The 22507-nt window shown below is 59.1% G+C and carries 19 protein-coding genes and 1 tRNA gene; 13 read left to right on the forward strand and 7 right to left on the reverse strand.

Annotated elements, in window-relative coordinates; genetic code table 11:
• Positions 1 to 246 precede the first annotated feature (246 nt).
• Positions 247 to 333, reverse strand: a tRNA-Leu gene (locus AAEZ03_RS12040).
• Positions 334 to 556: 223 nt separating this feature from the next.
• Here AAEZ03_RS12040 and rnr point away from each other — a divergent pair.
• The 8 genes from rnr (at position 557) to AAEZ03_RS12080 (ending at position 10365) form a co-directional block, all read left to right on the forward strand.
• Positions 557 to 3220: a ribonuclease R gene (gene rnr / locus AAEZ03_RS12045; RefSeq protein ID WP_350578868.1), complete on the forward strand. Its 2664-nt coding sequence runs from the start codon at positions 557 to 559 to the stop codon at positions 3218 to 3220.
• Complete coding sequence (rlmB, locus tag AAEZ03_RS12050; protein WP_048366586.1) at positions 3217 to 3984, forward strand: 23S rRNA (guanosine(2251)-2'-O)-methyltransferase RlmB; 768 nt, start codon at positions 3217 to 3219, stop codon at positions 3982 to 3984. Before rnr ends, rlmB begins: the two co-directional genes overlap by 4 nt.
• A gap of 300 nt (positions 3985 to 4284) precedes the next feature.
• Positions 4285 to 4710 carry a 30S ribosomal protein S6 gene (rpsF, locus tag AAEZ03_RS12055; protein WP_003439045.1) on the forward strand — a complete coding sequence of 142 codons (426 nt, stop codon included), beginning with the start codon at positions 4285 to 4287 and terminating at the stop codon, positions 4708 to 4710.
• Positions 4711 to 4738: 28 nt separating this feature from the next.
• Positions 4739 to 4969: a 30S ribosomal protein S18 gene (rpsR, locus tag AAEZ03_RS12060; RefSeq protein WP_003171373.1), complete on the forward strand. Its 231-nt coding sequence runs from the start codon at positions 4739 to 4741 to the stop codon at positions 4967 to 4969.
• A 36-nt stretch (positions 4970 to 5005) separates the two neighbouring features.
• The gene (locus AAEZ03_RS12065) at positions 5006 to 5902 is read left to right on the forward strand and encodes a YybS family protein (protein ID WP_048366585.1); all 897 of its coding nucleotides are present in this window, start codon (positions 5006 to 5008) and stop codon (positions 5900 to 5902) included.
• Positions 5903 to 5921: 19 nt separating this feature from the next.
• Positions 5922 to 6368 (forward strand): 50S ribosomal protein L9, encoded by a 447-nt coding sequence (gene rplI / locus AAEZ03_RS12070; protein ID WP_048366584.1) that lies wholly within the window; start codon positions 5922 to 5924, stop codon positions 6366 to 6368.
• A gap of 122 nt (positions 6369 to 6490) precedes the next feature.
• On the forward strand, positions 6491 to 7885 hold the full coding sequence (dnaB, locus tag AAEZ03_RS12075; RefSeq protein ID WP_048366583.1) for a replicative DNA helicase: 1395 nt from the start codon (positions 6491 to 6493) through the stop codon (positions 7883 to 7885).
• Positions 7886 to 8058: 173 nt separating this feature from the next.
• Positions 8059 to 10365, forward strand: coding sequence for a YgiQ family radical SAM protein (locus AAEZ03_RS12080; protein ID WP_123751166.1), 2307 nt, complete (start codon positions 8059 to 8061; stop codon positions 10363 to 10365).
• A gap of 166 nt (positions 10366 to 10531) precedes the next feature.
• Here AAEZ03_RS12080 and AAEZ03_RS12085 read toward each other — a convergent pair whose 3' ends face one another.
• Positions 10532 to 10726 carry a hypothetical protein gene (locus tag AAEZ03_RS12085; RefSeq protein WP_123751167.1) on the reverse strand — a complete coding sequence of 65 codons (195 nt, stop codon included), beginning with the start codon at positions 10724 to 10726 and terminating at the stop codon, positions 10532 to 10534.
• 308 nt (positions 10727 to 11034) lie between these two features.
• On the opposite strand from AAEZ03_RS12085, the gene azu reads away from it, so the two are divergent.
• Entirely contained in the window at positions 11035 to 11481 is a 447-nt protein-coding gene (gene azu, locus AAEZ03_RS12090) for an azurin (protein ID WP_048366579.1), read from the forward strand.
• Between the two features lie 61 nt (positions 11482 to 11542).
• Here azu and AAEZ03_RS12095 read toward each other — a convergent pair whose 3' ends face one another.
• Positions 11543 to 12565, reverse strand: a complete 1023-nt coding sequence (locus AAEZ03_RS12095) for a DUF1338 domain-containing protein (protein ID WP_350578875.1) — start codon at positions 12563 to 12565, stop codon at positions 11543 to 11545.
• 223 nt (positions 12566 to 12788) lie between these two features.
• Here AAEZ03_RS12095 and AAEZ03_RS12100 point away from each other — a divergent pair, with 223 nt between their 5' ends.
• The gene (locus AAEZ03_RS12100) at positions 12789 to 13988 is read left to right on the forward strand and encodes an N-acetylmuramoyl-L-alanine amidase (protein ID WP_350578877.1); all 1200 of its coding nucleotides are present in this window, start codon (positions 12789 to 12791) and stop codon (positions 13986 to 13988) included.
• A gap of 12 nt (positions 13989 to 14000) precedes the next feature.
• Here the strand turns inward: AAEZ03_RS12100 and AAEZ03_RS12105 are convergent, their stop codons facing one another.
• The 4 genes from AAEZ03_RS12105 to AAEZ03_RS12120 form a co-directional block, all read right to left on the reverse strand.
• Positions 14001 to 14438: a DUF4440 domain-containing protein gene (locus AAEZ03_RS12105; protein ID WP_350578880.1), complete on the reverse strand. Its 438-nt coding sequence runs from the start codon at positions 14436 to 14438 to the stop codon at positions 14001 to 14003.
• 141 nt (positions 14439 to 14579) lie between these two features.
• The gene (gene nadE, locus AAEZ03_RS12110) at positions 14580 to 15407 is read right to left on the reverse strand and encodes an NAD(+) synthase (RefSeq protein WP_278940576.1); all 828 of its coding nucleotides are present in this window, start codon (positions 15405 to 15407) and stop codon (positions 14580 to 14582) included.
• A 3-nt stretch (positions 15408 to 15410) separates the two neighbouring features.
• Positions 15411 to 16625 (reverse strand): nicotinate phosphoribosyltransferase, encoded by a 1215-nt coding sequence (gene pncB, locus AAEZ03_RS12115; RefSeq protein ID WP_153328482.1) that lies wholly within the window; start codon positions 16623 to 16625, stop codon positions 15411 to 15413.
• A gap of 196 nt (positions 16626 to 16821) precedes the next feature.
• The gene (locus AAEZ03_RS12120) at positions 16822 to 17718 is read right to left on the reverse strand and encodes a LysR family transcriptional regulator (protein WP_350578884.1); all 897 of its coding nucleotides are present in this window, start codon (positions 17716 to 17718) and stop codon (positions 16822 to 16824) included.
• Between the two features lie 152 nt (positions 17719 to 17870).
• On the opposite strand from AAEZ03_RS12120, the gene amaB reads away from it, so the two are divergent.
• The 3 genes from amaB to AAEZ03_RS12135 all read left to right on the forward strand — a co-directional run bounded on the left by amaB (position 17871) and on the right by AAEZ03_RS12135 (position 22266).
• Positions 17871 to 19361, forward strand: coding sequence for an L-piperidine-6-carboxylate dehydrogenase (gene amaB / locus AAEZ03_RS12125; RefSeq protein ID WP_048366572.1), 1491 nt, complete (start codon positions 17871 to 17873; stop codon positions 19359 to 19361).
• 122 nt (positions 19362 to 19483) lie between these two features.
• Positions 19484 to 20767 (forward strand): L-pipecolate oxidase, encoded by a 1284-nt coding sequence (gene amaA / locus AAEZ03_RS12130; RefSeq protein WP_350578887.1) that lies wholly within the window; start codon positions 19484 to 19486, stop codon positions 20765 to 20767.
• 362 nt (positions 20768 to 21129) lie between these two features.
• On the forward strand, positions 21130 to 22266 hold the full coding sequence (locus AAEZ03_RS12135; RefSeq protein WP_350578890.1) for a branched-chain amino acid ABC transporter substrate-binding protein: 1137 nt from the start codon (positions 21130 to 21132) through the stop codon (positions 22264 to 22266).
• The last annotated feature ends 241 nt before the right edge of the window (positions 22267 to 22507 follow it).

A 22507-nucleotide genomic window follows, 5' to 3' on the forward strand; every position in this document is an offset into this window, starting at 1 on the left:
ACTCGAACTTCCACGGCCTTGCGGCCACCAGCACCTGAAGCTGGCGTGTCTACCAATTTCACCATCTGGGCAGTATCAGCAACGTTGCCGCTGTTGATGTGGCGCACTATACGGAGAGCTATTTGATCTGTAAACCCCTGTTTTGGTTTATAAATCAAAAATCTTTATGAAACCCCCAAATGCAAAAAACCCGCTTTCGCGGGTTTTGTGTGAGATGCAAGATTGTACTAATCTCACTCTCTAAATTGGTGCCCAGAAGAAGACTCGAACTTCCACGGCCTTGCGGCCACCAGCACCTGAAGCTGGCGTGTCTACCAATTTCACCATCTGGGCAGTATCTGCAACGTCGCCGTTGTCGATGGCGCGCACTATACGGATGCCCCTTTGACCTGTAAAGCGTTGTGATTAAAAATATTCAAAATATTTCGCGGGCGGTGTGTTTGAGCCCGCCAGGCGCGTCAGAACCGGCTAATACGGCACTGCTAGAGTCCGAAATTTCCCGTTTCAATACGCGTATGCCAAACTAACCGCATATAGACAAGGTGAAAACTATCTAATGGCCGATTGGCAGACCCTCGATCCCGAGGCCGCACGTGAAGCGGAAAAATACGAAAACCCTATCCCAAGTCGCGAGCTGATCCTTCAGCATCTGGCTGAACGCGGTTCGCCTGCTGCTCGTGAGCAGTTGGTCGCAGAGTTTGGACTCACGACCGAAGACCAAATTGAAGCCCTGCGTCGTCGCCTGCGTGCGATGGAGCGCGATGCTCAACTGATTTACACCCGCCGTGGCACGTACGCGCCGGTAGACAAGCTCGACCTGATCCTGGGCCGCATCAGCGGTCACCGTGATGGCTTCGGCTTTTTGGTGCCGGACGATGGCAGCGACGACCTGTTCCTGAGCCCGGCGCAAATGCGTCTGGTGTTCGATGGCGACCGTGCGCTGGCCCGTGTTTCGGGTCTGGACCGCCGTGGCCGTCGTGAAGGCGTGATCGTTGAAGTGGTCTCGCGTGCTCACGAAACCATCGTGGGTCGTTACTTCGAAGAAGGCGGCATCGGCTTTGTAGTGGCCGACAACCCGAAAATCCAGCAGGAAGTGCTGGTGACTCCGGGCCGCAATGCGGGCGCGAAGATCGGGCAGTTCGTTGAAGTGAAGATCACTCACTGGCCGACCCCGCGCTTCCAGCCGCAGGGTGATGTGCTTGAGGTGGTGGGCAACTACATGGCGCCCGGCATGGAAATCGACATCGCGCTGCGCACCTACGACATTCCTCACGTCTGGCCGGAGGCTGTGCTTAAAGAAGCCGCCAAGCTCAAGCCAGAAGTTGAAGAGAAAGACAAAGAGAAGCGCATCGACCTGCGCCATCTGCCGTTCGTCACCATTGACGGCGAAGATGCCCGCGACTTCGATGACGCCGTGTACTGCGAAGCCAAGTCAGGCAAGCTGCGCTTGTTCGGCGGCGGCTGGAAGCTCTACGTGGCCATTGCCGACGTATCCAGCTACGTGAAAATTGGTTCGGCGCTGGACGCTGAAGCTCAAGTGCGTGGCAACTCGGTGTACTTCCCGGAGCGCGTGATTCCCATGCTGCCCGAGGAGTTGTCCAACGGCTTGTGCTCCCTGAACCCGAAAGTCGACCGTTTGGCCATGGTGTGCGAGATGACCATCTCCAAAACCGGCGAAATGACCGACTACCAGTTCTACGAAGCGGTGATTCACTCGCAGGCGCGTCTGACCTACAACAAGGTCAGCACCATCCTTGAGCACCCGAAAACCAACGACGCCAAGCAACTGCGCAGCGAATACGCTGATGTGGTGCCGCACCTCAAGCAACTGTACGCACTGTACAAAGTGCTGCTGGGCGCTCGTCATACCCGTGGCGCGATTGACTTTGAAACGCAGGAAACCCGGATCATCTTCGGTTCCGAGCGCAAAATCGCTGAAATTCGCCCAACCACGCGTAACGACGCGCACAAGCTGATCGAAGAATGCATGCTGGCGGCCAACGTGGCCACCGCTGAGTTCCTCAAGAAGCACGAAATTCCGGCCCTGTACCGTGTGCACGATGGTCCGCCGCCTGAGCGTCTGGAAAAACTCCGCGCGTTCCTCGGTGAGTTGGGTCTGAGTCTGCACAAAGGCAAGGATGGTCCTTCGCCGAAGGACTATCAGGCGTTGCTTGAACACATCAAGGATCGCCCCGATTACCACCTGATCCAGACCGTGATGCTGCGCTCGTTGAGCCAGGCGGTGTACAGCGCTGATAACCAGGGCCACTTCGGCCTGAACTACGAAGCCTATACCCACTTCACTTCGCCGATCCGTCGTTACCCGGACTTGCTCACGCATCGGGCGATTCGCAGCGTTATCCACTCCAAGCAGGATACCCCGCACGTTCTGCGTGCTGGCGCGATGACCATCCCGAAAGCGCGCATTTACCCGTACGACGAAGCGATCCTGGAGCAGCTCGGCGAGCAATGCTCGATGAGCGAGCGCCGTGCCGATGAGGCCACGCGTGACGTGACCAACTGGCTCAAGTGCGAGTTCATGAAGGACCGCGTAGGCGAGACGTTCCCGGGTGTGGTGACAGCGGTTACCGGTTTTGGCCTGTTCGTTGAACTGACCGACATTTATGTTGAAGGCCTGGTCCACGTGACCGCCTTGCCGGGCGACTACTACCACTTTGATCCTGTGCATCACCGCCTGGCGGGCGAGCGCACCGGTCGCAGCTTCCGCTTGGGTGACACGGTTGAAGTGCGCGTCATGCGGGTTGATCTGGACGAGCGCAAAATCGACTTCGAAATGGCTGAGAAAACCCTCAGCGCGCCGATTGGTCGTAAAAACCGCACCGACGACAAACCTGTGCGCAAAAACGCGGGCAAATCCGGGACCAAGCCGACTGAGCCGCCACCGGTTGAAGCGGCTAAACCCGCTCGCCGCAGCGCGCCAGCCAAAACCGTGAAAGCGTCTGACGGTGCTTATCGCTCTAGCGACGCAGCGGCCAATAACGCAGAAGTGCGTAAAAGCCGCGAAGTGAAAAAGGCGCTGTTGGCCGATGCGAAAAGCGGCGGTCGAGCGTCGGAGTCGGGAAAGTCGGGGAGGGCAGCACCCGCTAAAGACGCGGGCAAGCCTTCCAAACCCAGCAAACATCGTAAAGGCCCGCCAAAATCGGGCGCTGCGCCTGCCAGCAAAAGCGGCGGGTCGCGCAAACCTAAGGCCAAGTCATGAGTCAGTTGGAAAAAATCTACGGCATTCACGCCGTAGAAGCGTTGCTTCGTCACCACCCAAAACGCGTCAAGCACATCTGGTTGGCTGAAAGCCGCAACGATCCTCGCGTCCAGACCCTGGTCGCGCTGGCTGCTGAAAACCGGATCGACGTCGGTCAGGCCGAGCGCCGTGAAATGGATGCTTGGGTTGAAGGCGTACACCAGGGCGTTGTGGCGGATGTCAGCCCGAGCCAGGTGTGGGGCGAGGCCATGCTCAACGAATTGCTGGACCGCACCGAAGGTGCTCCGCTGATTCTGGTGCTGGATGGCGTGACAGACCCGCACAACCTGGGTGCTTGCCTGCGTACCGCCGATGCGGCCGGTGCACTGGCAGTTATCGTGCCTAAAGACAAGTCGGCAACGCTGACCCCGACGGTACGAAAAGTAGCCTGCGGCGCGGCGGAAGTGATTCCGTTGGTAGCTGTGACCAACTTGGCCGCGACGCTGAAAAAGCTGCAACAACGTGGCTTGTGGATCGTCGGTACGGCGGGCGAAGCCGAGCAGGAGCTGTACGAGCAAGACCTGACCGGCCCGACCATCATGATCATGGGTGCCGAAGGCAAAGGCATGCGCCGCCTGACCCGCGAGCATTGCGACTACCTGGTGCGCCTGCCGATGGCGGGCAGCGTCAGCAGCCTGAACGTTTCGGTAGCGACCGGCGTTTGCCTGTTCGAAGCCCTGCGTCAGCGCAGCGTCAAAGCCAAGGCTCCTGCCAAAAAGAAATAAGCCCGACCTGTAGTCGCTGCCGAAGGCTGCGATAAGGGCCGAAGGACCTTCGCTTTAATAAAGGCGGGGTCGCTTCGCAACCCATCGCAGCCTGCGGCAGCGGCTACAAGGTTAGTGGCGTTTGAATTGTTCAAATAATCACCAATCACCTTGCGTCGCTCTTGTCCCTTCTCTACAATTGCGCCCCTTGCCATCATGGCGGGCGCATATGTGCCTCTCTAGGCAAGACACACAAGTGTCATTCACTCCTTGTCTGACCGCTTTAAGTTAGCGGCAGGCTACAACCCGTAAGGAGCATTCATGCGTCATTACGAAATCATCTTTTTGGTCCACCCGGATCAAAGCGAACAAGTCGGCGGCATGGTAGAGCGTTACACCAAGCTGATCGAAGAAGACGGCGGCAAAATCCACCGTCTGGAAGATTGGGGCCGTCGTCAACTGGCCTACGCAATCAACAATGTTCACAAGGCTCACTACGTGATGCTGAACGTTGAGTGCACTGGCAAAGCCCTGGCTGAGCTGGAAGACAACTTCCGTTACAACGATGCTGTGATCCGTAACCTGGTCATCCGTCGCGACGAAGCCGTAACTGGCCAGTCCGAGATGCTCAAGGCTGAAGAGAACCGCAGTGAGCGCCGTGAGCGTCGTGACCGTCCTGAGCATTCTGACAGCGCCGATGGCGATGACAGCGATAACAGCGACGCCAGCGATAACGCTGACGAGTAATCCACGGACCTTTTGAGGAGCCAATTACATGGCACGTTTCTTCCGTCGTCGTAAATTCTGCCGCTTCACCGCAGAAGAAGTGAAAGAGATCGATTACAAAGATCTCAACACTCTGAAAGCTTACGTATCCGAGACCGGCAAAATTGTTCCAAGCCGCATCACCGGTACTAAAGCTCGTTATCAGCGTCAGCTGGCCACCGCTATCAAGCGCGCCCGCTTCCTGGCCCTGCTGGCCTACACCGACAGCCACGGCCGCTGAGACCGGGCAGTCGACAGGTAGTAAAGGATTGAATGCATGCGTGCCCTAGCTGAGTTCATCATGCGAGGCCGTGTGCAGGCCACGTTAATCGTGGCCGGATGTGCGGCATTGCCGTTTTTGTTCTGGTTGAGTGCTGCTGCAGGTTGCCTTGTGCTCCTGCGGCGCGGTCCGAGAGATGCCTTGAGCATCCTCTCATGGGCTTTACTGCCGGCCTTGGCCTGGTGGTTTATGGGCGAACCCCGCACCTTGATGGTGCTGTTGGGAACCCTGGGATTGGCGATGCTCTTGCGCGCCGGTCAGCCCTGGTACCGCGTGCTGCTGGTCAGCGTAGCGTTGGGTGTGGTGTATGGCGTGGTTCTGGGCACGGTTTTCCGCGAACCCATTGGTGCGATGGCGCAGGAGTTGGAAAAACTTCTGCCGCAGATCCTCAGTGGTCTCTACGACAAGTTATCTGACGTAGAGCGAGCGCGCCTCGGAGCACTGATTGCACCCGTCCTCACCGGTTTGATTGCAGCTTTGATGCAGGTCGTCAGCGTGCTGAGCCTGATTCTTGGGCGTTACTGGCAAGCGCTGTTGTATAACCCGGGCGGTTTTGCCAGCGAATTTCGCAGCATCCGCCTACCGCTGGGACCAGCGCTATTGTTGCTGGCGTGCATGCTTGTAGGGCCGAACTTCGGTCCGCAAATGGCCATGCTAACGCCGTTGTGCAGCGTAGCGTTGTTCTTTGCCGGCCTGGCCCTGATACACGGGCTGGTAGCGAAAAAGCGACTGGCCAAGTTTTGGCTGGTGGGGTTGTACGTCACGCTGCTGCTGTTTATGCAGCTGATCTATCCGTTGCTCGTGGTCTTGGCCATTGTCGACAGCCTGATTGATTTTCGCGGACGTCTGGCGCCGAAAGACGCTGATAAAGGCTCTGCGGACGGTGAAGGTTAAAAGTTAAGAGGATTTTCACATGCAACTGATCCTTCTGGAAAAAGTCGCAAACCTGGGCAACCTGGGCGACAAAGTAAATGTTAAGGCCGGCTACGGTCGTAACTACCTGCTGCCGTACGGCAAAGCTACCGCTGCAACCGCTGCCAACCTGGCTGCGTTTGAAGAGCGTCGCGCTGAGCTGGAAAAAGCAGCAGCTGACAAGAAAGCTTCGGCCGAAACTCGTGCTGCTCAACTGGGCGAGCTGGAAGTGACTATCACTGCCACCGCCGGTGACGAAGGCAAGCTGTTCGGTTCGATCGGTACTCACGACATCGCTGATGCACTGACCGCCTCTGGCGTTGAAGTTGCAAAAAGCGAAGTTCGTCTGCCGAACGGCACTATCCGCAACGTTGGCGAATTCGACGTGGCTGTGCACCTGCACGCCGAAGTTGAAGCAACCGTACGCGTTGTTGTGGTAGCTGCTTAAGCAGTCTTAACTGACTGGCACCGTGTGTGCTGGACGGTTAACATCGGGCACGATCCTGTTTACAGGTCGTGCCCTTTGTCTTTCTGCTGATCCTGATTTTCACCCCAAACTGACACGTGGCCATGAACGATATTTCCGCTCCTGAGCAATACGACCTGCAAACCGCAGCCCTGAAGGTGCCGCCGCACTCCATCGAGGCCGAACAGGCTGTACTCGGTGGTCTGATGCTGGACAACAACGCCTGGGAACGCGTGTTGGATCAGGTCTCGGACGGCGATTTTTATCGGCATGACCATCGCCTGATTTTCCGCGCCATCGCCAAACTGGCCGACCAGAACTCACCCATTGACGTCGTGACCCTTGCCGAGCAATTGGACAAAGAAGGTCAGACCTCGCAAGTCGGTGGTCTGGGCTACCTGGGCGAACTGGCGAAGAACACCCCGTCGGTGGCGAACATCAAGGCCTATGCCCAGATCGTTCGTCAGCGTGCGACGTTGCGCCAACTGATCGGCATCAGCACTGAAATTGCCGACAGTGCCTTCAATCCGGAAGGCCGCACCGCAGAAGAGATCCTCGACGAAGCTGAGCGGCAGATCTTTGCGATTGCCGAGGCCCGGCCTAAAACCGGCGGCCCGGTAAGCGTCAACGACCTGTTGACCAAAGCCATCGACCGTATCGACACCCTGTTTAATACCGACGAAGCCATTACCGGCTTGTCCACCGGCTATACCGACCTCGACAACATGACCAGCGGCTTGCAGCCAGCCGACTTGATCATCGTCGCGGGTCGTCCATCGATGGGTAAAACCACCTTCGCCATGAACCTGGTTGAGAACGCCGTGTTGCGCAGCGACAAGGCGGTACTGGTTTACTCGCTTGAGATGCCAGGTGAATCGCTGATCATGCGTATGCTCTCGTCCCTTGGGCGTATCGATCAGAGCAAGGTGCGTGCGGGCCGCCTCGAAGATGACGACTGGCCACGCCTGACCTCAGCGGTCAACCTGCTCAACGATCGCAAGCTGTTCATCGATGACACAGCGGGTATCAGCCCGTCCGAGATGCGTGCCCGTACCCGGCGCCTGGTGCGTGAGCACGGCGAGATTGGCATGATCATGATCGACTACCTGCAGTTGATGCAGATCCCGGGTTCGGGCGGCGATAACCGAACCAACGAGATTTCTGAAATTTCGCGGTCCCTGAAAGCGCTGGCCAAGGAATTCAACTGCCCGGTGATTGCCCTGTCGCAGCTCAACCGTTCCCTGGAACAACGGCCCAACAAACGCCCGATCAACTCCGACTTGCGTGAATCCGGAGCCATCGAGCAGGACGCCGACGTCATCATGTTCGTGTATCGGGACGAGGTGTACCACCCCGAAACCGAGCACAAGGGCGTTGCTGAAATCATCATCGGCAAGCAGCGTAACGGCCCGATCGGCACGGCACGTTTGGCCTTTATCGGCAAATACACGCGCTTCGAAAACCTCGCGCCGGGCAGTTACAACTTCGACGACGAGTAACCAGTAGCCCGCTGTCAGCAACGCCCGCCATTGGCTCCTGCTACAGCTGGCCTTACACTTGCCAATTCCGACCGCCGCCGTCGGAATTGGTCATTTTTTGTGCTATATTCCGCGCCCGCGAATTTCTCAGTAAATGTCGCGCCCTTTTTTTGCACTCAACACCGGTCATCGACATGCAAGCAGCGAAGCCAATTTTTGACTATCCGAAGTACTGGGCCGAATGTTTCGGGCCAGCGCCATTCCTGCCCATGAGCAGGGAGGAGATGGATCAGCTTGGCTGGGATTCATGCGACATCATCATCGTGACCGGTGATGCGTATGTCGATCACCCGTCGTTTGGCATGGCCATCATTGGCCGTTTGCTGGAGTCCCAGGGTTTCCGTGTGGGCATCATTGCCCAGCCGAACTGGCAGTCCAAAGACGACTTCATGAAGCTGGGCGAGCCGAACCTGTTTTTCGGCGTCGCGGCCGGCAACATGGACTCAATGATCAACCGCTACACCGCCGACAAAAAAGTCCGTTCCGATGACGCCTACACCCCCGGTGGCATGGCAGGCAAACGTCCGGACCGCGCGAGCCTGGTGTACAGCCAGCGCTGTAAAGAAGCCTACAAAAATGTCCCGATTGTGCTCGGTGGCATCGAGGCCTCCCTGCGCCGCATTGCCCATTACGACTACTGGCAAGACCGCGTACGCAACTCGATCCTGATCGACGCTTGCGCCGACATCCTGCTGTACGGCAACGCCGAGCGGGCCATTGTCGAAGTTGCCCAGCGCCTGTCCTATGGCCACAAGATCGAAGACATCACTGACGTGCGCGGTACCGCGTTCATTCGCCGTGACACGCCCAAAGACTGGTACGAAGTGGACTCCACGCGTATCGACCGTCCGGGCAAGATCGACAAGATCATCAACCCGTACGTGAACACCCAGGACACTCAGGCCTGCGCCATCGAGCAAGAAAAAGGTCCGGTTGAAGACCCGAACGAAGCCAAGGTCGTGCAGATCCTGGCCAGCCCGCGCATGACCCGTGACAAGACGGTGATTCGCTTGCCGTCTGTTGAAAAGGTCCGTGCTGACGCGGTGCTGTACGCTCACGCCAACCGCGTGCTTCACCTTGAAACCAACCCGGGCAACGCCCGTGCGCTGGTGCAAAAGCATGGCGAAGTGGACGTGTGGTTCAACCCGCCTCCGATTCCGATGACCACCGAAGAGATGGACTACGTGTTTGGCATGCCTTACGCACGTATTCCGCACCCGGCCTACGGCAAGGAAAAAATCCCGGCCTACGACATGATCCGTTTCTCGGTGAACATCATGCGTGGCTGCTTTGGTGGCTGCACCTTCTGCTCGATTACCGAGCACGAAGGCCGGATCATCCAGAACCGTTCCGAAGAGTCGATCATTCGTGAAATCGAAGAGATCCGCGACAAGGTGCCGGGTTTCACCGGCGTCATTTCCGACCTCGGCGGCCCGACCGCGAACATGTACCGCATCGCCTGCAAGAGCCCGGAAATCGAATCCGCGTGCCGCAAGCCGTCATGCGTGTTCCCGGGTATCTGCCCGAACCTGAACACCGACCACTCGTCGCTGATCCAGCTGTATCGCAGCGCCCGTGCCCTGCCGGGTGTTAAGAAGATCCTGATTGCTTCCGGCCTGCGTTATGACCTTGCGGTCGAGTCGCCGGAGTACGTTAAAGAGCTGGTAACCCACCACGTGGGCGGTTACCTGAAGATCGCCCCGGAACACACCGAGGAAGGTCCGCTCAACCAGATGATGAAGCCGGGCATTGGCACCTATGACCGCTTCAAGCGCATGTTCGAGAAGTACACCAAGGAAGCAGGCAAAGAGCAGTACCTGATCCCGTACTTCATTGCGGCGCACCCTGGCACCACTGACGAAGACATGATGAACCTGGCGCTGTGGCTCAAGGGCAACGGTTTCCGGGCAGACCAAGTACAGGCGTTCTATCCGTCGCCCATGGCCACGGCCACGGCGATGTACCACTCGGGCAAGAACCCGCTGCGCAAGGTCACTTACAAGAGTGACGGCGTGACCATCGTCAAGAGCGAAGAGCAGCGTCGTCTGCACAAGGCGTTCTTGCGTTATCACGACCCTAAAGGCTGGCCGATGCTGCGCGAGGCACTGACCCGCATGGGCCGTGCTGACTTGATCGGCTCGGGCAAGGATCAACTGATCCCGCTGCATCAGCCGGCGACCGACAGCTACCAGAGCGCGCGCCGTAAAAACTCGACGCCGGCTGGCAGTCACAAGGTTGCCGGTGGCAAAACCACCAAGATCCTGACGCAACACACCGGCTTGCCGCCGCGTGCCAGCGATGGTGGCAACCCGTGGGACAAGCGTGAAGAGGCCAAGGCTGCGGCGTTTGCCCGTAACAAACAGGCGGCCAAAGAGCGCCAGGAAGCCGCCAAGGGCGGTAAAGGCAAGAAGCCTGTGCGCAAGCCCGTAGTCCCGCGCTAAATGCCTGTGTAGCCGCTGCCGCAGGCTGCGATCGAGCCCGAAGGGGTCGCGCTTTTTCAGAGCGAAGGTCCTGCGGCCCTTATCGCAGCCTGCGGCAGCGGCTACACAGTGATGCCTACACCAACGCCAGCCTTCGGGCTGGCGTTGTGCATTCTGGGGTGTGGGGTTATGCGTGGGGGGCTGGGGTTTCGGTGGCGTCAGCGTCTTCTTGCGCGACCTCGTGTTCTGCATCAACGTCTTGATCGTTCTCTACAGGAGTGCCTTCTGCTGCGGCTTTTTTGCGCGCGAGCTTTTCCTCTTTCTTCTGCTCTTTAGCCAGGTCTCGTTGACGTTTGGCGAAGTTATAGTTGGGTTTGGCCATGAGCGATCCTCTTGGGGTCGAAGGTGAGGTTGAGCGGCGCGTATTCTGCCCTGTATTAGTGCCTTGCCGTTAGCTGGGTTTTTGCCATCAGGCTGTTTGCGCGCAAAACACGACTCTACACCCAGATGCCGATTAAACCCCGAAAAAGCCCAAAATGGCCTAAGGATGCTGGTCTTACGTTCGTTTGCCTGATAGAAGGTCATGACAAAAAACGTCAGGACGTGACGTGGGTCATTGGAACAACGCCCGTTTTCGTGCATCCTGTATACAAATAATGGATTTTTTGTACCCTACCTCGGAGAAAAACCATGTTTGCAAAAGTTGTTGCGGTATCTCTTTTGACCTTGGCCAGCGGCCAATTGTTAGCAGCTGAGTGCAAGGTCACCGTTGATTCGACCGACCAAATGTCGTTCAACACCAAAGCTATCGAGATCGACAAGTCCTGCAAAACTTTCACCGTAGAGCTGACACACTCCGGTAGCTTGCCAAAAGCAGTCATGGGCCATAACTGGGTACTGAGTAAAGAAGCCGATATGCAGCCTATCTCCACTGATGGTCTGAGCGCGGGTATCGACAAAGACTATCTGAAGGATGGCGACACGCGCATCATCGCGCACACCAAGGTGATTGGCGCTGGCGAAACCGACTCCGTGACCTTTGATGTCTCCAAGCTCAAAGCGGACGAGAAGTACGGGTTCTTCTGCTCGTTCCCGGGCCATATCTCGATGATGAAAGGCACCGTCACGCTGAAATAAGCGCAGGTCCCTCAAACAGCCCTGACGTGCGTTGCGCCGTCGGGGCTGTTTGCATTCAGGCTCAGGCTTTTGAGTCGGTCATCTTGAAAATGCCTTGGGCGTTGCTGCTGTCGAAGTTCAGGTCGATGCGCCCGGTGTCCGGGTCGACCTTGCGCTGAATAAATTCGACAAACGAGCCCGGCACTTGATGCTCGCGGCACTGACCTTGGGCATCGATCAGCTCGCGGGTGACGGTGCAGGCGCGGTAGGCCGTCTGCATGACCCGCCCCGAAGCTGACACCTCAATGCTGTCTTTCATTGGCCGCTGCAATTCGCGCTGCTGGGCGACGCAGGCGTTCAGGTCCTGCACGCGGTCGGTCAAATGGTTGAAGCTGTTGCCCTCGGTGGCGATCCAGGCCATTTCTGCGCTTTCGTTGAGCAAGCACTGGTAGTCCGCAGCGTGGACCACGCCGTGTTGGCGGCCAAAGGCGCGGTGCAAGGCGGGCAACAGCGTGCGGGCCTCGCTCAGGCTGCAATGGCGGGTCAGGCTCAGGCGGTTGAGCAGGCTCAGGTGTTCAGGCTGCAGCGGGTCGAGGCTTGAGCCGACCACGCGGCTGACAGCGTGCTGAAAGGCCTCGCTGAAGCGCCCGGGGTGCAATTCCGAGACAAAAAACTGCGCAATGTCTTCAGGCAGGTCCATCTGGCGATAGCCCCAGCCGGTCATGCTCAGTTTGGTCAGCGGGTAGGTGCGCACATCGGTAAAGCCCAGCGGCTCCAGCAAGCGCGCAAACGCCTGACGGCCGCGCGGCAATTGGCCGTTAATGGGCCAGTCCACCGTGCGAATGGCGCCGTGATCAAACACCACCTTGCGCCCTTGCCGGGTTTGTTCTTCGACATACCGTCGGCCATCTGGCACAGCGTTGACCAAGGTGTGGAACAAACACAGGTTCAGCGCTTGCGCGAGCCATACGCGGTGCAGCGACTGTTCGCTCCAGTTAAAGCGCTGCAAGGCAGGGGGCACCTCAACATGCTCGCGCAACCAGTGAGCGGTTGGCTGATCGAGTGCCGATTCAACCAAAGAGAACAAACCATCGAAAGAAGACATGGGGCAGGGCTCTGACGACCAAATAGAGGTCTATCAAAGCCGCTAAGCCCCGTGCGGACAAGCGAAAAAAAATGCGGGGTTCATTCCGTTTTTTCTGGCTGTGACGCAGACAGGTCTGCGCGGTCTTTTGATGATAAAACCTGCCCGTCAAAATCTTCATCTAGCCGTTATAACGTAACGAGTAAGATGACGCGACCGGAGTATTCGAGTGCGTGGAAGGTGTATGGACAGACGTAGCGTGGTGAAATTTCTCTTGGCCGGGTTGGCATTGCCGACGCCACTTATAGCGTATGCCTCACAAGCAGTGCGGCGTGTGAGTGTCAGTCGAGTGCAAGGTTCGACCACGCTGCTGTTTGACCTCAGCGGGCCGGTCATCGCCAACAGCTTTACCCTCGAGTCGCCGCCCCGCGTGGTGATTGACCTCAAACGTGCAGTGTTGGCAGCGCCCTTGGAAGGGCTGGTGCTGGACGGCACGCCTGTCACCGCCATCCGCAGCGGCAAAACCCCGGCGGGTGATCTGCGCATCGTGCTGGACCTGGCAGATGCCGGTGTGCGCGCAGCGCTTCGGCCCTTGTCGGCCAATGGCCACCGCCTGGAGCTACAACTGACGGGCCAGCCGGCGAAAGCAGTTGCCTCATCAGCTGTCACGCCCAGCGCCCCCGAGCGCCCGGTAGCCAAGCGCAACCGGGACCTGCTGGTGGTCATTGATGCTGGCCACGGTGGCAAAGACCCCGGCGCGGTGGGTTCCAAGGGCGAACAAGAAAAAATCGTTGCGCTGCAAATCGCCAAGCTGCTGGCCAAGCGTATCGACGCGCAAAAAGGCTACAAGGCCAAGCTGGTGCGTACCGATGACATCTTTATTCCGCTGCGCAAACGCGCCGAAGTGGCGCAAAAGCTCGATGCCGATCTGTTTATCTCTGTGCATGCCGATGCGGCGCCGAGGTTGACGGCGTCTGGCGCGTCGGTCTTTGCGCTCTCGCAAAACGGGGCGACGTCTTCGATGGCGCGCTGGATGGCGGATCGTGAAAACGACGCCGATTCGGTGGGCGGCGGCTTGAACGTCAAGCTGCACAAGGACGACCCGATGGTGGCGGGCGTGCTGCTGGACATGTCGATGAACGCGACCATCTCCACCAGCCTGGACCTGGGGCATCAGGTGCTGTCGCAACTGGGCGGTATTGCGCGGCTGCATCAGTCCAGGGTTGAGCAGGCCGGGTTTGCCGTGCTCAAGTCGGCGGCGGTGCCGTCGATTCTGGTAGAGACCGGGTTCATTTCCAACGTCAACGATTGCCAGCGGCTGCATGACACCCGCCACCAACGCAAAATCGCCGAGGCGATCTTTGCCGGGGTGGACCAGTACTTCCGTCAGCGCCCGCCCGCTGACAGCCTGATCGCGGCAAAGGTCAGAAACGAGTCTGCCTGAGCCCGTAACGGGTCACGCTTCGATAGAGGAGTGATGGCCCGTAATCAGCCACACGTCATTGATGCGTTCGAAGGTGAACAGGAACCGCGCCGGTACCAGGCGCTGTTCGTTGTTTGCCCGGTAGGAAAAGGTGTAGAGGCCGCCCACGACCACGGTGCCGAGTTTGCGGCTGACGCGCTTTTTGAACACCTGGATGTCACACACCAAGCCATCATTGGCCAAAAAGTTCTCGAAATAGTTGCGGCGGCTGTCGTCGCAATCACGCACCTGATTGGACAAAGTCGGCACCAGGATGGCGTCGGGGGCATACAGCGCGAGGATTTGTTCGACGTCACGGGTGGCAATGGTTGCAGCCCAGCGAAAGAGGGCGGCTTTGGCACCTACGAGGCATGCCAGTTCGGTATCGGCAAACGGTTCGTTGGCTGGCGGTGAGGAAGGGGCTTGGCTCATCAAGGCTGACCTATGGGGGTTCTAAAGTGCGGAAACGGCCCCATGCTACAGCATTGCTGTTACTTTATAGCGTGCAAGTTACAAGTTGTTTCTGAGACGTGCAGGTGGCGAAGAATGCATCGCCGCCTGCGCAGCCAGGCCTCACGGCGCGAACGGCATCTCGCGCTTGTGGTGGGTCTTCTCATAGGTGCTGCAGATGATGTTGAACGCCTCTTCGCGCACCGGCTCGCCGTGCAGGAACGCGTCAATCTCGGCATACGTCACGCCATGGGAGACTTCGTCGGGTTTGCCCGGCGCGAGGTCTTCGAGGTCGGCGGTGGGGACTTTCTCGACCAGAAACTCCGGTGCACCCAAATGCCGGGCAATGGCCCGTACCTGGTTCTTCACCAGCCCGCTGAGCGGGGCCAGGTCGCACGAGCCATCGCCAAACTTGGTGAAAAAGCCCATCACGGCTTCGGCGGCGTGGTCGGTGCCGATCACCAGCCCGCCCGTGGCGCCAGCGATGGTGTATTGCGCCACCATGCGCATCCGCGCCTTGGTGTTGCCCAGCACAAAGTCCACGGTTTCTGGCTTTTTGCCTTCAAACGCGCTGACCTCAGCGGCCAGGGCTTTGACTGCCGGGCCGATGTTCACGGTCTGGCGCTCATCGGGGTTGATAAAGTCGACGGCCGCGGTGGCATCGGCTTCGTCTTGCTGCACGCCGTAGGGCAGGCGCACGGCAATAAAGCGGTATGCCTTGTCGCCGGTCTGCTCGCGCAGCTGCTGCACGGCCTTCTGAGCCAGCAGGCCTGCGGTCAACGAGTCGACGCCGCCGCTGATGCCCAGCACCAGGGTCTTGAGCCTGGCATTGTGCAGGCAGCACTGAATAAAGGTGATGCGCCGTGCAATCTCGGACTCAAGCGCGGCGGTATTTTTAAACGGCGGTTGGACCTTGAGATCTTCAGCAATCTGACGCTGTACGGCCTGCATGATTCACTCCTTGGAGGATTGTTCAGGAACATTGAAAACGTGGCGCAAATAGGCGGCGAAGTTTGGATCAGAGCAATGGGTCTTGCCAGGCTCATCCGATATCTTGGCGACGGGCGAGCCATTACAGGCGGTCATTTTAAGCACGATGCTCATCGGCTCAACACCCGGAATGTCGCAGGTCAGGTTAGTCCCGATACCGAAGCTGACGTTGATACGCCCGCGCAACGCCCGGAAAATCTCCAGCGCGCGGGGCAAAGTCAGGCTGTCGGAAAACACCAGGGTCTTGCTCATCGGGTCGATGCCCAGGTGATGGTAATGCGCGATGCATTTTTCGGCCCACACCACCGGGTCACCCGAGTCGTGGCGCAAACCGTCGAACAGCTTGGCGAAGTACAGATCGAAGTCGGCCAAAAAGGCGTCGGTGGTGATGCAGTCGGTCAGGGCGATGCCCAACAGGCCACGGTACTCACGCACCCAACAATCGAGCGCGGCGCTTTGGCTGTCGATCAAGCGCGGGCCCAGTTGTTGGTGCGCCATGATCCATTCGTGGGCCATGGTGCCCAGCGGCTTCATGTCCAGCTCGCGGGACAGGTTGACGTTGCTGGTGCCGACAAAGCGCCCGGGGAAGTCATGCTTGAGCACCGTGACGACTTCTTCCTGCACCCGGTAAGAAAACCGGCGACGCGTGCCGAAATCGGCGACTTGCAACTCAGCCAGTTCGTCGGCATTGGCGTTGGCTTGCAGCCAGTCAAACTTGCGATACAACTGCTCGCGGGCCTCTCGCAGCAGCGTGCCGGCATAGCGTGAGCGGTTGCGCACTTCACTGACAATCGCCAGCAGCGGCACTTCAAACAGAATCACATGCAGCCACGGGCCGCGCAGGCGGATAAACAGCTCGCCGTTTTCGATGCCGGTGTGCACGTAGCGCAGGTTGAAGCGGAACAGGCCCAGAAAGCGGATGAAGTCGGGCTTCATGAACGTGATACGTTCCAGGAACCCGAGTTGGTCCGGGGTCATGCTCAGCTCAGCGAGACGTTCGATCTGGTGGCGAATCTCGCTCAAATACGGGCGCAGGTCCTCGCTGTTACGGCAGCGGAACTCCCATTCGACTTCAACGTTGGGGTAGTTGTGCAGCACCGCCTGCATCATGGTCAGTTTGTAGAAATCGGTGTCGAGCAAGTTCTGCACGATGCGGTCGGCAAACACACTCTCGCTCATAGCGGCAATCTCCATGCTGCCCGTGCCTGATAGCCACGGCGTTCAGCTTTTTCAATGAATGGCGATAGTGGCGCATATTCGCAGACCGTATTGCCAGCGGTTTTTGTATTGATGACTGCAATCCCCCTGTAGGAGCGAGCTTGCTCGCGATCTTTTGATCTTTTAAAAGCTCGCGAGCAAGCTCGCTCCTACACGGTTATGTGTCATCCAGATGTTCCATCATCCAGTTCACAAACGCCTTGACCTTCGGCACGCCCGCCGAGTGTTCGGGATAGGCCAGGTAATACGCATCGCGGCTCGGCATCGGGTGCTGCCAGGCAATGACCAGCTTGCCTTCGCTCAGTTCTTCTTCCACCAGAAACCTCGGCAGCAAGGCCACGCCGCAGCCCACCTGCGCCGCGCGGATGCACATATAAAACGTGTCGAACCGTGGCCCGTGATAGCTGTGATCGGTGTGATAACCCTGGCTTTCAAACCATTCGTGCCAGGCCTGCGGGCGTGAGGCGTTTTGCAGCAGCACCAGGTCGGTGAGTTGCGTGGGGTCGTCGAAGGGATGGTCGGGCAAGCTCGACGGCGCACACACTGCGACCAGTTCTTCACCGAACAACCTCACCGACTCGGTGCCGGGCCGCGATCCCTGACCAAAATAGAACGCCAGATCACTGCGCCCTTGCAACAGGTCATCGGCGGGCTGTTCGTTACACACGTCCAGATGAATATGCGGGTGCCGCAGCCGCCAGCCCTTGAGGCGCGGCATCAGCCAGCGGGCGCCAAAGGTCGATGGCGTCGACACGCGCAACACCTCGGTTTCGCCGCCATACGAGCGCAGGGTGTGGGTCGACATCTCGACTTGGGTCAGGATTTTTCGGACTTCTACCAGGTACAAGTCGCCAGCGGGCGTCAGTTGCAGGCGGCGCCGCACCCGGCGGAACAACAAGTGCTGAAGCAGTTCTTCCAGCTGTGCGACCTGCTTGCTGACCGCACTTTGGGTCAGGTTCAGCTCTTCGGCGGCGCGGGTAAAGCTCAGGTGCCGGGTCACCGCCTCAAAACACTGCAACGCCGTGATCGATGGCAGATAACGCTTGTTCAGCATAAAGACCCCCCAGTGCTGGTTGTTCGCCGACTTTACCCGTGTAGCATGAATTTTCGGAATGATATCTCGCTTAAAGGTCGTTTGTTACCGCCGGATGAGCCAGCTACAACTAAAGGCCTAAGAACCTGTTTATTGAATCTAAGGAGTGCCCCATGGTTGCTGCATTACTGGATCGTCTTGGCGTAAACCCGGCGCTGTATCAACGCGGCAAGCAGCCGGTCTACACGCCGATTGATGGCAGCCAGATTGGCACCGTGCAGTGGGAAGGGGCGGCCGAGGTTGAGCAGCACGTGACCCGCGCTGAACATGCGTTCGAGGCCTGGCGCAAGGTCCCGGCGCCACGCCGGGGTGAGCTGGTGCGTCAGTTCGGTGACCTGTTGCGTGAATATAAGGCGGACCTAGGCGAGCTGGTGTCGTGGGAGGCGGGCAAGATCACCCAGGAAGGCCTGGGCGAAGTGCAGGAGATGATCGACATTTGCGACTTCGCCGTTGGCCTGTCGCGTCAGCTCTACGGCCTGACCATCGCCTCGGAACGTCCAGGCCACCACATGCGCGAAACCTGGCACCCGCTGGGCGTGGTCGGGGTGATCAGCGCCTTTAACTTCCCGGTGGCCGTGTGGGCGTGGAACACCACCCTGGCGCTGGTGTGCGGTAACGCGGTGATCTGGAAGCCGTCCGAGAAAACCCCGCTGACCGCGCTGGCCTGCCAGGCGCTATTCGATCGCGTGCTGAGCAACTTCAGTGACGCGCCCCAGTACCTGAGCCAAGTGGTGATCGGTGGTCGCGACGCCGGTGAAGCCCTGGTCGATGACCCGCGTGTCGCGCTGATCAGCGCCACCGGCAGCACCCGCATGGGCCGCGAAGTGGCGCCTAAAATCGCCGCGCGTTTTGCCCGCAGCATTCTCGAACTGGGCGGCAACAACGCGATGATCCTCGGCCCCAGCGCCGATCTGGACATGGCCGTGCGCGCCATCCTGTTCAGCGCCGTCGGCACCGCCGGGCAGCGTTGCACCAGCCTGCGCCGGTTGATCGCACACGAATCGGTCAAAGCAGACATCGTCACCCGGCTCAAAGCGGCGTATTCCAAAGTGCGCATCGGCCACCCGCTGGAAGGCAACTTGGTCGGCCCGCTGATCGACCAACACAGCTTCGAAAATATGCAAAACGCCCTGGAACAAGCCCTGAGCGAAGGCGGGCGGGTGTTTGGCGGCGAGCGCCAGTTGGCCAGCCAATACCCGGACGCGTACTACGTGGCCCCGGCCATTGTGGAAATGCCGGAACAAAGCGAAGTGGTGTGCAGCGAAACCTTTGCACCGATCCTGTACGTGATCGGCTACAGCGACTTTGCCGAGGCCTTGCGCCTGAACAACGCCGTGCCGCAAGGCTTGTCATCGTGCGTGTTCACCACCGACGTGCGCGAGGCCGAGCAATTCATGTCGGCCACCGGCAGCGACTGCGGCATCGCCAACGTCAACATTGGCCCGAGCGGTGCAGAGATCGGCGGTGCCTTTGGTGGCGAAAAAGAAACCGGCGGCGGTCGTGAATCCGGCTCCGACGCCTGGCGCGGCTACATGCGCCGTCAGACCAACACCGTGAACTACTCGCTGGAACTGCCGTTGGCGCAGGGCATCACCTTTGACTAACTGACAAACGCACCGTAGGAGCTGCCGCAGGCTGCGATCTTTCAAGATCAAAAGATCGCAGCCTGCGGCAGCTCCTACGAATGACGTCAGATCATCACCCGGTTTCATTGCTGGAGCCCCCCATGCCACTACAAGAACAATGCTTATGGGAAACCCTGACGCCTCAACGTCCGCAAGCGCCCGCGTTTAAGGGCGAATTGAGTGTCGATGTGTGCGTCATCGGCGCCGGGATCACCGGCCTGTCCGCCGCCATCCATTTGCTCGAACAAGGCAAACGCGTGTGCGTGCTTGAGGCCCACCGCACCGGGCACGGCGGGTCCGGGCGCAACGTTGGGCTGGTCAACGCGGGAATGTGGATCCCGCCGGACGACATCGAGGCCGGTTTCGGTGAGGCCGTCGGCAGCCAGCTCAATCGCATGCTCGGCGCCGCACCGTCGCTGGTGTTCAGCCTTGTCGACAAATACCGCATCGACTGCCAGTTACGCCGCGAAGGTACGCTGCACATGGCCCACAACGCCCGCGGCGAAGCCGACTTGCGCAGCCGCGAGCAACAATGGAAACGCCGTGGCGCGCCGGTCGAGTTGCTCACCGGCTCTGCCTGTGCAGCCGCCACCGGCACCCAAAAAATTGCCGCCGCCTTGCTCGACCGTCGCGCCGGTACGCTCAACCCCATGGCGTACACCTCGGGGCTGGCGAAAGCCGCCAGTGATCTGGGCGGGCACCTGTTTGATCATTCGCCCGTCACCGGGCTGGAGCGCCAGGGCGCGCGCTGGTCGGTGCAAACGGCGCACGGAGCGGTCAGCGCTGAACAGGTGGTGCTGGCCTCCAACGCGTACACCGAAGGCGAATGGACTGACCTGCGGCGTAACTTTTTCCCCGGTTACTACTACCAAGTGGCCTCTAAACCTCTGACCGATGACAGTGCCAACAGCATCTTGCCCGGCGGCCAAGGGTCGTGGGACACGCGCCAGGTGCTCAGCAGCATTCGCCGCGACGCCGAAGGCCGTTTATTGCTCGGCAGCCTGGGCAACGGCAATCAAAAGCCCACCTGGTTCTTGAAGGCCTGGGCTGACCGCGTGCAACAGCATTACTTCCCGTCATTGAAAGGTGTGGAATGGGAGTGCACCTGGACCGGCTGCATCGCCTTCACCCCCGATCACTTGATGCGTTTATTCGAGCCCGCGCCCGGTTTAGTGGCGGTCACAGGCTATAACGGTCGCGGCGTGACCACCGGCACCGTGGTGGGCAAAGCCTTTGCCGATTACCTGTGTCACGGCGATGCCAGCGCGCTGCCGATTCCTTTTTCGGCCATGCAATCGGTGCCGCATGCGGGCTTGCGCAGCTGTTTGTATGAGGCGGGATTTTCGCTTTATCACGCTGGCCAATGCCTGAGAATTGTTATCTAAAGGTGATATTTAATCGCCAGCACGACGTTTGCGCGAACAGCGACTAGCCTCAGGTGGTGCGCCATGTAGCAGTCATGCACCGCGAGTGTGCAGATCGGTGACGCGCTGGGTTACAAGGAGAATGCCAAGGCTAGCGCAACCCGGTTGCAACGTGTGTTGAGCCTGGTGGCACTTTGAACACATAAACGGTTTTACCTTCCTCGGTTTAGACGGTTGCACGCCCAATGAAAAAGGGCCCGAAACAGTCGACATAACAATAAAACAACGGCTTTTCCCAGAATAAAAAACCAATGGCACGCGCCTTGCTCAGCGCTTTATGTGAAGTCGCAGTGCCAACTAAAAAAACTCAGGAGCACCACCTCATGTCGCAGACGTTCTACAAGAAAGGTTTTCTGGCTCTCGCGGTAGCAGCCGCGTTGGGCGTTTCTTCGTTTGTTCAGGCCGATGTGAAAATCGGTGTAGCGGGGCCGATGACCGGCGCCAACGCGGCATTTGGCGAGCAATACATGACCGGGGCGAAGGCGGCGGCTGAGGTTATAAACGCCAAGGGCGGGATCAACGGCGAGAAAATCGTCCTGGTGGCCGGTGACGATGCCTGCGAACCCAAACAGGCCGTGGCGGTGGCCAACCGTTTGGTCGATCAGGACAAGGTCGCCGGGGTGATCGGCCATTTCTGCTCCTCCAACACCATTCCGGCGTCTGAGGTGTACGCCGACGCGGGTGTGATCATGATCACGCCGGGCTCCACCAACCCGCAGGTGACTGAGCGTGGCCTGGACGCGGTGTTCCGCATGTGCGGGCGTGATGACCAGCAAGGCATTGTGGCCGGTGACTACATTGTCGATGTGCTCAAGGCCAAGAAAGTCGCGGTGATCAACGACAAGGACACCTACGGCAAAGGCCTGGCTGACGCCACCAGTGCGCAGTTGACCAAGCGCGGCGTCAAGCCAGTGCTTGAAGAGGGCCTGACCCGTGGCGAGAAAGACTTCAGCGCCCTGGTCACCAAAATCCGCGCGTCCGGCGCCGACGTCGTGTATTTCGGCGGTCTGCACCCGGAAGCCGGCCCACTGGTGCGTCAACTGCGTGAAGCGGGCCTCAAGGACGTGAAGTTCATGTCTGACGATGGCGTGGTCACCGACGAATTGGTCTCCACCGCAGGCGGCAAACAGTACGTTGACGGCGTGTACATGACCTTCGGCGCCGACCCGCGCCTGCTGCCGGACAGTAAGGCCGTGGTCGAAGAGTTCCGTAAAGCCGGCAAAGAGCCAGAAGGCTACACCCTGTACGCCTACGCTTCCCTCCAGGCCCTGGCGGATGCCTTCAACGGCGCCAAGTCCAACAAAGGTGAAGACGCCGCCAAGTGGCTCAAGGCCAACCCTGTTGCCACCGTCATGGGCAAGAAAGAGTGGGACGCCAAAGGCGATCTCAAAGTCTCTGACTACGTGGTTTACCAGTGGGACAAAGACGGCAAGTACCACCAGCTGGAACAGCAGAAGTGAGATGAGCTGCTCGCTTGAACGGCGCTTTGCGTCCGTTCAGGCGGGAATGAGTCTGCACAACCTGCCTTTTTTCCAGGAGCTGCGTAAACCGCACCACCCAGGTTAATACCTGTCAGTTAAGCGAACGCTGTTTTAAATGCAGCAAAAAACCTGTGGGAGCCTGGCTTGCCAGCGATACAGGCGATGCGGTCTTTGTGTTGAACCGCGTCGATACCATCGCGGGCAAGCCCGCTCCCACAGG

Source organism: Pseudomonas sp. HY2-MNA-CIBAN-0224, assembly GCF_040310285.1.
GTDB classification, from domain to species: domain Bacteria; phylum Pseudomonadota; class Gammaproteobacteria; order Pseudomonadales; family Pseudomonadaceae; genus Aquipseudomonas; species Aquipseudomonas helleri.

Bases quoted from the DNA above. Each gene is read 5' to 3' on its own strand.
- rnr (WP_350578868.1), top strand. From the start codon at position 557: ATGGCCGATTGGCAGACCCTCGATCCCGAGGCCGCACGTGAAGCGGAA.
- rlmB (WP_048366586.1), top strand. From the start codon at position 3,217: ATGAGTCAGTTGGAAAAAATCTACGGCATTCACGCCGTAGAAGCGTTG.
- rpsF (WP_003439045.1), top strand. From the start codon at position 4,285: ATGCGTCATTACGAAATCATCTTTTTGGTCCACCCGGATCAAAGCGAA.
- rpsR (WP_003171373.1), top strand. From the start codon at position 4,739: ATGGCACGTTTCTTCCGTCGTCGTAAATTCTGCCGCTTCACCGCAGAA.
- AAEZ03_RS12065 (WP_048366585.1), top strand. From the start codon at position 5,006: ATGCGTGCCCTAGCTGAGTTCATCATGCGAGGCCGTGTGCAGGCCACG.
- rplI (WP_048366584.1), top strand. From the start codon at position 5,922: ATGCAACTGATCCTTCTGGAAAAAGTCGCAAACCTGGGCAACCTGGGC.
- dnaB (WP_048366583.1), top strand. From the start codon at position 6,491: ATGAACGATATTTCCGCTCCTGAGCAATACGACCTGCAAACCGCAGCC.
- AAEZ03_RS12080 (WP_123751166.1), top strand. From the start codon at position 8,059: ATGCAAGCAGCGAAGCCAATTTTTGACTATCCGAAGTACTGGGCCGAA.
- AAEZ03_RS12085 (WP_123751167.1), bottom strand. From the start codon at position 10,726: ATGGCCAAACCCAACTATAACTTCGCCAAACGTCAACGAGACCTGGCT.
- azu (WP_048366579.1), top strand. From the start codon at position 11,035: ATGTTTGCAAAAGTTGTTGCGGTATCTCTTTTGACCTTGGCCAGCGGC.
- AAEZ03_RS12095 (WP_350578875.1), bottom strand. From the start codon at position 12,565: ATGTCTTCTTTCGATGGTTTGTTCTCTTTGGTTGAATCGGCACTCGAT.
- AAEZ03_RS12100 (WP_350578877.1), top strand. From the start codon at position 12,789: ATGGACAGACGTAGCGTGGTGAAATTTCTCTTGGCCGGGTTGGCATTG.
- AAEZ03_RS12105 (WP_350578880.1), bottom strand. From the start codon at position 14,438: ATGAGCCAAGCCCCTTCCTCACCGCCAGCCAACGAACCGTTTGCCGAT.
- nadE (WP_278940576.1), bottom strand. From the start codon at position 15,407: ATGCAGGCCGTACAGCGTCAGATTGCTGAAGATCTCAAGGTCCAACCG.
- pncB (WP_153328482.1), bottom strand. From the start codon at position 16,625: ATGAGCGAGAGTGTGTTTGCCGACCGCATCGTGCAGAACTTGCTCGAC.
- AAEZ03_RS12120 (WP_350578884.1), bottom strand. From the start codon at position 17,718: ATGCTGAACAAGCGTTATCTGCCATCGATCACGGCGTTGCAGTGTTTT.
- amaB (WP_048366572.1), top strand. From the start codon at position 17,871: ATGGTTGCTGCATTACTGGATCGTCTTGGCGTAAACCCGGCGCTGTAT.
- amaA (WP_350578887.1), top strand. From the start codon at position 19,484: ATGCCACTACAAGAACAATGCTTATGGGAAACCCTGACGCCTCAACGT.
- AAEZ03_RS12135 (WP_350578890.1), top strand. From the start codon at position 21,130: ATGTCGCAGACGTTCTACAAGAAAGGTTTTCTGGCTCTCGCGGTAGCA.